The sequence below is a fragment of the Actinomyces johnsonii genome (assembly GCF_006546835.1).
GTDB lineage: Bacteria > Actinomycetota > Actinomycetes > Actinomycetales > Actinomycetaceae > Actinomyces > Actinomyces johnsonii.
In genome coordinates this window covers 1-8860 of sequence record NZ_VICB01000028.1, presented here as the reverse complement: position 1 = coordinate 8860, position 8860 = coordinate 1, and the positions used below count along the sequence as shown (strand labels likewise).

The following is an 8860-nucleotide window of genomic DNA, read 5'->3' as shown; positions in this document are numbered from 1 at the left end:
CGATCACCACACAAGGAACACCGAAAGTCGCTGTTTGGATCAGCCCTAAGTACCACGTTGATGCTGCTGAGAGGTGTACCAACGTCGTCGCGAAGGCGAGGACGTAGATCATGTCGCGTCGTAGGCCTCGGCCCAGGAGCATGATGCAAAGCCCCCACGGCAGTAACAAGGCTATACCGCCTAAATCGTATGGGGAGTTGGCGGCGAACCAGGCGACAGCCAGGCTTGCGGCTGCTCCTGCGGCAGGAAGCCGGGATGCCAGGGGCAGGCAGGCCAGGCTCATGGCGGTGACCAGGAGCGCGGAAGGAGTAAGTGGGACGCCTATAGTCACCGGTGAGGTGCTGAGGAGCAAGACGGCAACTCCTGTGTGGAGCAGGTGGGTGCGTCGTGTGGGGCGCCATGTGACGGATATCTGGCTGTCGAAGGCAAGAAAAGACATACTGACCGCTCTCGGATCGGGCGAACTCAGTATCATTCTTCCATGCGGACAGATGCTCCCTCGAATAGTTTAAGCAGCAACAATAGCTCGGAGAAGATCCGGGTCATCGTCGTCGATGACGACCCCTTTGTCCTGCAGGCCCTCAGGGCCTACCTGAGCGAAGCGCAGGAGATCGAGGTGCTCAGCACCTTCGGGTCTGCAACGGATGCTTTCAGCTTCCTGCAGAACTACCGGGTCGACGTGCTCATCACCGATGTGCGGATGCCGGGAATGGATGGTCTTCAGCTCCTCACCAAGGTCAAGCAGGGGATACCGGGGGTCGCCGTCATCGTCCTCACTTCCTTCGATGACGATGAGGCCATGCGGACTGCGCTGGATCGAAAGGCCAACGGCTTCCTCCTCAAGGACTCCTCGGCGGAGGAGGTGATCCGGGCCGTCATCGCCGCTCATAACGGCGGAACGACGATCTCCCCGGCCACCACCTCCCGCCTCGTCTCCCAGTACCTGCGCCCCGTTCCGAGCTCGCGCCCCGGTGTCACCGAGGCGGAGCAAGCTGTGCTGGATTTCCTATGCGAGGGCTATTCCAACGCTGAGATCGCGGATCGCCTCTTCATCTCCGAGGCCACGGTCAAGAGCCATGTCTCCCACCTCATGAAGAAGTACGGGGTGACCTCGCGCCTCAAGCTGGTTGTCGCCATTCATCAGGAGAGGTGAAGGTTCTCCTCTCCGCTGAGCGGCTCCGGTCGGCTGCTCACCTGGGGAGCCGGAGCGCGCCTGCCCCGTACCAGGTGTTGCCTCCGCCTGTGATGGGTTCGCATGCCAGAGCCTGCTTCTCGCTCGGGCACGAGATCGGGGTCGCCGACGTCGTCAGCTGCTTTTTGACGTCACCCGCCGGTACCCCGCGAGACCTGAGCTCCGCCGCCGCGGCCGCCACCTGGGGCGCCGCGTATGACGTCCCGCTCTGGTACCAGTAGTACCTGCAGGAACCCCCTCCTGAGGGACAGTCGCTCAGGACCTCGTCGGTTCGGGGAGAGCCGTCGTCGTTGAGCGCACCCGCCTGACGGAGCCTGTCCGCCGATACCGTGGTGAGGATTCCCGACTCCGGCCCCTGGAGCACAGCATCGCCCGGCCCTGCCAGAGGCGGCTCGCCCCCGAATGCGACGATGTCGAGTGCGGCGCCCACATTGGAGTAGCTGCTCCGAGCACCCTTTTCGGCGATGGCCCCAACGGTGATGACGTCGTCGGACTGGGCGGGCATGGTGACGCACTGATCGGTGACGGGACGTACTCCCTGACCGGACCAGCCCGAGCTGTACGGGTCCGATGTGCCGTGGTCGAGATCGTAGGCCTCGTTGCCGGCGGCGGCCACGAGGACCACCCCGTGATCGGCGGCGTACTTCAGCGCCGAAGTCACCTTCTCCAGGTCCGTTTTCTGCTGTGCCCGCTGCTCGGCCGTGTCGGCGGGCGCGTTGTCGCAGTAGCGGAACCAGGGGTCGACGGTGAAGCTCATGACGAGGACGCTGAGATGCGCGTCCGCCCCGTACCGGATCGCCTGGCTGACGGCGTCGGCGGAGAAAGTGCCCGTCCGGTCCCCGGCCTTGAGACTGACGATCCTGGCCCCCGGAGCGGCCCCGACGATGCCGTGCCCGTCCACGGCTGCCGCGACGATCCCGGCGACGGAGGTCCCGTGACCGAAGCCGTCATGGCCGGGATCGTCGCAGGCTGTGTCTCCGTTGCAGGAGCCCCCCGACAGGAAGGATTTGCTGTTGGCGGAGTCGTATGCGGCGGCCAGCTCGGGGTGGGAGGCGTCGACGCCGGTATCGATGATGCCCACGGAAGCGCCTTTGCCAGTGGAGGGGGAGCCCGGGCGGTCCTGCCAGCTGAGGTACCACTGTTTGGACTGGAAGGGATCGCCCGGAAGCAGTGAGCCGTTAGAAGATGAATCGGCCGAGGCGGCGCCGGCCGTCGTGCTCCCCGCGCCCAGGAGGAGGAACAGCGTAGCGCAGGCGGCCAGTGCCCTCCTGCGAAGACGAGGCGCACGAGCGGGTGCCGCGATGCTCACCATCGGGCCACCTCCTCGTAGAGCTTGCGAACGGGGGCGAGAGTTAAGATCACTGACCCGTTGTGCTCGATCCAGGATAGGAAGCCCGCTTCGCCGTTGTACGGAACGCGCTCCCTGCCCACGACGAGGTCGACCGCGTGTCCACGACGGCGCGCGGCGGTCACCAGGGCCGCATCCTTCTCGATGTCTCCGGACAGGGCATCGCCGTACTTCTTCAGGAGGTCGCGCAGTGCCAGGAGGTCGGCCTCAACCGAGTCGCGGTTCTCCGTGGAGGGCTGATCGGTGCGGGGAATCCACCCCGTCATTCCGGGCTCGTCCCGGGAGGCCAGGACGATCTGGATGGAATCCTTGATATCGGAGCGTTTGATTCGGCTCATGATGGTGTTCCTTAGGCGGTGGCTGGTTACTGGTGGTGGGACTGCTGAGGGGACTGGATGTGCTCACTCATCCAGTTCTCCTCCAGGCGACGGCGATCCACGATCGACTGCCGGGAGCTGAAGACGTGGCCCTCGCCGGGGAAGACGGACAGGGTGACGTCGGCGTTTGCGACCAGGAGGTTCTCGTACAGGTAGAGCGACTGCTCGGGAGTCGTCGCCGAGTTTTCATCGGAGTCCCCGCAGGTCAGCAAGAAGGGGATATCCCGGTGCGCGCGAGTGCTGGGAAGGATGGTCATCATGCTGTACAGGCTGGGATCGGAGGCGGCGGTGCGCCGGTCGTGCTCGAATCCCGACGGCGTCGCATACCGGTCATATGCGCCGCTGCGCAGGAGCACCCCCCTGGGGGAGGACATACCGCGCAGCACCGAGACGGCCGCGAGCGCCGCGCCGAAGCTGTGGCCACCCAGGAAAGGCGGGATTGGGGAATCCGGCAGCTCGGAGGAGATCACCCCCAGGGCGGCCTCCCAGGCCTGGTGCAGCTCGGCCAGGATGTCCTCTGCGCGGACCTCGGCCAGCGCCTGGTAATCGATACCCACTCGAACTACCGGGCGCGAGCCCGCGTGGCACCACCGGACGCTGTCCGGCTGCAGCGAGCCCAGGTCGATGAGGGCGGGCTCGGAGGCCTCGATCGGCAGTGCCCAGGAGCTGTCGAACCAGACTAGCGGGACCGATCCGCGTGTCGACTCGGTCAGGGTGATGTCGACCGAACGCTCGGGAAGGATTCGGGTGATCACGGTTCCGGAGATGTTGCCGGCGGGATCCTCCGACGAGGGGCACCACAGAATGGGGGACGAGGAGGTCTGAGGGGCGCCGGATGCTTCGGCTGCCCCGCCGATACCCACCAGCCGGTGGGAGCCGTCGGCGGTGATGACCTGGACGTTGTCGTCGGCCCCGCCGGGAAGGATGCGGTCGATCGGGCTGTCGCTGGTCCAGGAGCCCCCGGCCCACCGCAGGACGTGGGGTGCGCCGAGCTCGACCCATACCCCGGTCAGTCCGGGGACCCCCGTGTAGTGGCTGACGCCGTCAGCGACGGTGGCAATCACCGAACCGTCCTCGGCGGAGTAGGAGATCGTCTCATCGACCAGGCGCTCGGTGAAGATCACTACGCTGCGCCCGCCCAGGGAGCGGTGGGCCACCGATCCGCGGGGCAGATCGCCGATCAGGGATACCGACGACGATGCGCCTTCCCGGTCTTCCCCACTCCTCCCGTCGTGGAGATCGACGAGGTAGTGGGGGACGTGGTCCTCCCGCATGAAGGCGGCCAGTTCCTCGGGCGTGCTGGCCACTCCGATGAGGAAGGGGGAGCCGGCCTCGAGGAGGACCACCGAGCCCTGAGGCACCCCGGGAAGCGGTGCGTCGTCGAGCATGACGGTGCACAGTGAGGAGGTGAAGAACTCCTCCACTAGGGCGTCCGGCCACAGCTCGGCGTCGCCGCTGTGACGAGTGACGACCTCGGAGGGCTGGTACTCCTGACGCAGCCACACAACGTGGTCCCCGAAGTGCCACAGGCGGGTCGAGCCGGCCGGGTTGGGGCGAAGGCCCAGAAGGGAACGCGTACTAGTTCCCCACCGGGATGCGGTGGTACCGATCTCGTCGCAGGCACTGACCTCGACGCGCCCGTCGTCCTGCCAGGTGGACAGGACCCAGCCCCGCGGTCCGAAAGGCAGGGGCAGCCCGTCACCGCGCTCGGAGAAGAGGAATGGGTGGCCGGCGCTGACGGTTCCCAGGTAGCCGTGCGGCACCGGGGAGGAGACGACGTCGCCGGACTGCCGGTCGTAGGTGACCCCCCGGTAACGGAGCAGGTCCATGCGCGTCCTGGGGGAGGTGCGGAAGACCGGGGCCTCCAGTACTGCTCTGGTGCCAGTGCGATGGTCCACCAGCGTGTGGATGCTGAGCCGGTTGATTCCTTCTCTCTGGTGCTCGATGGGAAGGGGGGTGACCGTCGCGCTCATGCGGGCACTCCTTTCTCTACTCGGGCGAGGGCCGGTGTGGGCACCTCGCGGAGCCTGCCGAATTCCATGCGGTAGGCCCGGTCGGTTGCGGCGAAGAGGCGGGCGTCGTGGGTGGTGACGACGATGCAGTGGTCGCGTTTGAGGTCGAGTAGCGTGGCGATGAGACGATCGGTGGACTCGTCGTCGAGGGCTGCTGTGGGTTCATCGAGCAGGAGCACTCGCGGGTTGAGGGCGAGGGTCCGTGCGATCGCCAGGCGGGCGCGCTCTCCTCCGCTGATGCGTGCCCCGCGTTCCCCGAGCATCGTGCTCGTCCCGGAGCGGTCCCCCAGACGTGACAGGTCGAGTCCGACTCTGCTGCACAGTTCGTGGATTCTGGCCTCGCTGATGCCGGGGCAGACCGCCTCGAAGTTCTCCTTGAGGGTGCCGCTGCGGAAGAACGGCTCCTGGGGGCAGTACTGAACGATGCTGTTCCAGGCCTCGGTACCAGTGACTACCGGGGAGAATCCGGCGACGGTGATGCTGCCCTGAGAGGGGTGGTTGGCCCCGGCGATCAGGCTGAGGAGGGTCGACTTCCCGCTTCCGGATGGGCCGACGATGGCGACGATCTCTCCGCAGCGGGCGGTGAGGCTGACCGAGTCGAGAAGCACGGTGCTGCTTGCCCCGGTGGCGACCGAGTAGTCGGTCTCCCTGACCAGGAGCGCTCCGCCGTTGGGGACGTCGACCGGTACCGGGGGAGCCTCGTACCACTCCTCCTGCGATTCGAGGAAGTCGCTCACGCGAGACAGCGCGGCCCATGACGTTGCTAGCCCCGTGCGAACCCCGGACGCCGCCTGGAGCGGGGCATAGAGCTGGGGAGTGAGAGCGGCCAGAGCGGCCAGGGCCCCGGGAGTCATGTCCCCCTGGACCACGGAGTATCCGCCGATGACGAGCACGGCCACGGTTCCCAGGGCGCCGACGAGGTCCATTGACGAGGAGAAGGCGCTATCCAGGGTGATCATGCGAGTGTAGGAGGCGCGTACACCGGCAGCCGTCTCCTCGGCCCGACGCCGGTCCGTGGGGATATCGGCCGCCGTGCGGGAGAAGAGGTGGCCGGTGACGCCGACGCGCTCCACCACGGTGCCGCTGAAGACGGACATGGCGTCGAGCATGCGGTCGGTGGTCGTGCTGAGCATCCGGGAGACCCGTTCAGTGGGCAGGGCCAGAATCACTGCCAGTCCGAGGACCACCAGGGTGATGGTGAAGGACCGGCTCCACATGATGCTCAGCAGGATCCCCAGCCGGGCAATGAGGCCGAGGGCCTGTGGCAGGATGGTGGAGACGAAGGACTGCGCTTGGGCGGTGTCGTTCGTGATCTGTGAGAGCAGGGAACCTCCCGGCGCCGCGCTGACGGTGGATGAGGACAGCCGGGTCAGCTTGTCGAGCATGAGGACCCGCAGGCGCTCCTGGAAGCGCTGCCCGGTGAACGCCGTCATACGCTGCGAGGCCACGCTGACCGCCGTGCTGGCGACGGCTGCGCCGGTGGCCAGAAGGCCTGGCAGGAGAATGCCCGCCGTCGAGGGGTTCTGGGGCAGGCTGTCGATGATGCGCTGGAGCATCAGCGGGGAGACCGTGCTCAGACCTGCCTGAGCGGCGACGAGGAGTGCCGCGATGATAATGGAGGGGGTGGAGGCTCGCAGTGCCCGGCCGCATGACGAGGCCAGGACACGCCGCGCGGAGGTCAGGCCTGAAGGGCGAGCTGCCGAGTGCGCCATGACTGAAGCACCTCCCTGCACTCACCTAGGCCCGACTGAACGTGGGCGTCGGACGGATCGGCAGAGCTCATCGAGACGACGGCGGGATAGGCGGAGACATCGACTCCGGCCTCACGAAGCGAGGCGATCTGCTCGGAGTCGCGGTCCACCCACAGAATGGTCCCGTCGAGCTCGGAGTCGTCGACGTCGTGGTTCTCCATCACCTTGAGCGCGGAGCACGCGGTGCATGTCGGAGACAGAACGATGAGGAGCTGATCGTGATTCGTGTCGTCGACCTCGATACGGGTCAGCCGGTTCCACAGCTGCATCGCGACGGTCATCACGACGGCCGAGGCCAGTGCCACCACGAGGCGGAGAGGCCGGGGGCTCGTGATCTCTTCGCTGCTGACCACACTGGCCAGCAGGGCGGCGGCGGTCAGGACGCAACCCCAGATGTGGACGGGACCGACTTTCATGCCCTCGATGCCGAAGCAGCCGCATTCCTGGCCCTTAAGCGTTGTGGCCCCGACCACGAATCCGGCGTAGATGACGGCGAGAAGGAGGGAGGCGATCTGATAACCCGGAACAGCCAGCGCGATGGCGGACACGACGATCTCAGCGGCGATGACGAAGTTGCTCGAGAGGTGGAAGCGCAGGAAATTCGCGCCCTCCGGCCAGGCGAGGCGGGTGCGGGCGGCTGCCCAGATCTTCGCTCCCGCGGTCCCCAGGAGGACCCCGGTCGCTCCTCCGATAAGTAGTGTGACGAATAGGCTGTTCATAATGACCTCTCCTGAGCACTGGTGGTGGAATCTGAATCGATGATGATGCCGGACTCAATAGCGGACTCGATGATGGGTGAAAGTGGGATCGGATTGGTGGAATGGAGGGCCTCGTCAAGGAGAGCCCCGTTCTCTTCATCCAGTTCATGGATGGAGAGGCGATGGAGGTCGGCGATTGTCCATCCTCCGTTCTCCAGGTGTGTCAGGGTCATTCCGTCAGCGAGCCTCCAGCGCTCAGCCATGAGGTCACCCACCTTTCTGTCTCTACGGTCTTTTTCACGTCCGGTGCGTACTTTTGCCGAAGGAAGGGGTCTTTTCCGATCAAGGTCATTCCGTCGACGTCGATGCAGCCTTGGGCGGCGAGGGAGCCGTCGGCCAGCTCCTCCTGCCAGGAGGTCCACATCTCGGCGGCCTCCTTGACGGCGCGCAGCCGGGCTGCGGCGTGGTCGTTGACGGGCTCTTTCCCGAATCTGCGGAACAGTGCGGCGTCGTGGGTGCGAATGCCGTTCCGGACCTCCATGGAGCGCTGTTCGAAAGGGACCTGGGCGAAGGCGCCAATAACGACGGGGTCGTGGGCCGGGCGGTACGGCGTGTCCGATGATGGCGATGAGTCGCTGGAGGTCGTCCACAGGAGCTGGGCCACCCGCGGCGGGAGTCCCCTGAGAGCCTCCTCCCATGAGGACAGTGACACGATCCTTGCGACATCGATCATCTGAATTGCGTCAATGCTGAGCCACTGGGGCTCGGGCTCTACGATGATCGGTTCTGAGGCCTCCGAAGCGTGCTCGTGCTCATGTGAGTCCGACTTGTCCTTCTTAGATAGCAGCCGCTGGAAGAATCCCCCGCCTTGGGTATCTTTCTTCGCTTCGCTCGGAATGGAGCCGACGAGGTCCCGAATGCCCCGTGCGTCGATGTCGCTCGCCCCGGTCTCGGATGGTGCCGAGGCCCCGTCCGCAGTGGGCGCCGTGAGAGCATTGAGATAGCGCAGGATGATGTCGTCAACGGGTGATGATGCCGAGGAGAAGGGGCCGGTGGCAGAGGCGTTCCGTCGCAGGGCCTGGGTCAGTACCTCTTCGGCGGTCTCGAGACTGATGACGCCGGTGCTGTACTGCTCGGGCTGCAGGGTCTGAATCGAGTCGTTGGCAAGTCGTGTTCCGGGAGCCCGATGAAGGACCTCGGTGAAGAGCGACTGCCCGAAGGGCGGCCTGACGTCTGCGATGCGGGCGAGGACAAACCGGAGGGAGGCGGACGTGTGCTTGTCGGCGAGCGCGTCCTCATCAACCTGCTCCCAGGTTCCTGCGCGGTTGATGAGTAGTTGGTTGCTGCCGGCCCAAGGGGTATCATGGTGACTCATTGGTGTGAACCTTGATCTGGGTGACTGGATTGAGGACGGGGCCTGTCTTGCGTCGCTGCTACGGCGCAGGACAGGCCCCGTGTTGTGTGCGGCTCAGTAGCAGTGGC

General features: G+C 65.9%; 8 protein-coding genes. 1 reads left to right on the top strand and 7 read right to left on the bottom strand.

Annotated elements, in window-relative coordinates:
• Positions 1-481 precede the first annotated feature (481 nt).
• Entirely contained in the window at positions 482-1153 is a 672-nt protein-coding gene (locus FK256_RS13850) for a response regulator transcription factor (protein ID WP_021605417.1), read from the top strand.
• 37 nt (positions 1154-1190) lie between these two features.
• On the opposite strand, the gene FK256_RS13845 is transcribed toward FK256_RS13850, so the two are convergent.
• From FK256_RS13845 to adfA, 7 genes are read right to left on the bottom strand one after another with little or no spacing between them, the layout of a single operon-like run.
• Positions 1191-2504: a S8 family peptidase gene (locus FK256_RS13845; protein WP_141425152.1), complete on the bottom strand. Its 1314-nt coding sequence runs from the start codon at positions 2502-2504 to the stop codon at positions 1191-1193.
• Complete coding sequence (locus FK256_RS13840) at positions 2498-2878, bottom strand: hypothetical protein (RefSeq protein WP_141425151.1); 381 nt, start codon at positions 2876-2878, stop codon at positions 2498-2500. The genes FK256_RS13845 and FK256_RS13840 overlap by 7 nt, the downstream gene beginning before the upstream one ends.
• Positions 2879-2904: 26 nt before the next feature.
• Complete coding sequence (locus FK256_RS13835) at positions 2905-4890, bottom strand: alpha/beta hydrolase family protein (protein ID WP_141425150.1); 1986 nt, start codon at positions 4888-4890, stop codon at positions 2905-2907.
• Positions 4887-6641, bottom strand: a complete 1755-nt coding sequence (locus FK256_RS13830) for an ABC transporter ATP-binding protein (protein WP_021605413.1) — start codon at positions 6639-6641, stop codon at positions 4887-4889. Before FK256_RS13830 ends, FK256_RS13835 begins: the two co-directional genes overlap by 4 nt.
• The gene (locus tag FK256_RS13825) at positions 6608-7399 is read right to left on the bottom strand and encodes a hypothetical protein (RefSeq protein WP_021605412.1); all 792 of its coding nucleotides are present in this window, start codon (positions 7397-7399) and stop codon (positions 6608-6610) included. The genes FK256_RS13830 and FK256_RS13825 overlap by 34 nt, the downstream gene beginning before the upstream one ends.
• Positions 7396-7611 (bottom strand): actinodefensin-associated protein B, encoded by a 216-nt coding sequence (gene adfB / locus FK256_RS13820; protein WP_021605411.1) that lies wholly within the window; start codon positions 7609-7611, stop codon positions 7396-7398. Before adfB ends, FK256_RS13825 begins: the two co-directional genes overlap by 4 nt.
• Positions 7608-8753: an actinodefensin-associated protein A gene (adfA, locus tag FK256_RS13815; protein ID WP_141425149.1), complete on the bottom strand. Its 1146-nt coding sequence runs from the start codon at positions 8751-8753 to the stop codon at positions 7608-7610. The genes adfB and adfA overlap by 4 nt, the downstream gene beginning before the upstream one ends.
• Positions 8754-8860 lie beyond the last annotated feature (107 nt).

Coding starts and splice junctions, on each gene's coding strand:
- FK256_RS13850 (WP_021605417.1), top strand. CDS start 482: ATGCGGACAGATGCTCCCTCGAATAGTTTAAGCAGCAACAATAGCTCG.
- FK256_RS13830 (WP_021605413.1), bottom strand. CDS start 6,641: ATGGCGCACTCGGCAGCTCGCCCTTCAGGCCTGACCTCCGCGCGGCGT.
- FK256_RS13825 (WP_021605412.1), bottom strand. CDS start 7,399: ATGAACAGCCTATTCGTCACACTACTTATCGGAGGAGCGACCGGGGTC.
- adfB (WP_021605411.1), bottom strand. CDS start 7,611: ATGACCCTGACACACCTGGAGAACGGAGGATGGACAATCGCCGACCTC.
- FK256_RS13845 (WP_141425152.1), bottom strand. CDS start 2,504: ATGGTGAGCATCGCGGCACCCGCTCGTGCGCCTCGTCTTCGCAGGAGG.
- FK256_RS13835 (WP_141425150.1), bottom strand. CDS start 4,890: ATGAGCGCGACGGTCACCCCCCTTCCCATCGAGCACCAGAGAGAAGGA.
- adfA (WP_141425149.1), bottom strand. CDS start 8,753: ATGAGTCACCATGATACCCCTTGGGCCGGCAGCAACCAACTACTCATC.
- FK256_RS13840 (WP_141425151.1), bottom strand. CDS start 2,878: ATGAGCCGAATCAAACGCTCCGATATCAAGGATTCCATCCAGATCGTC.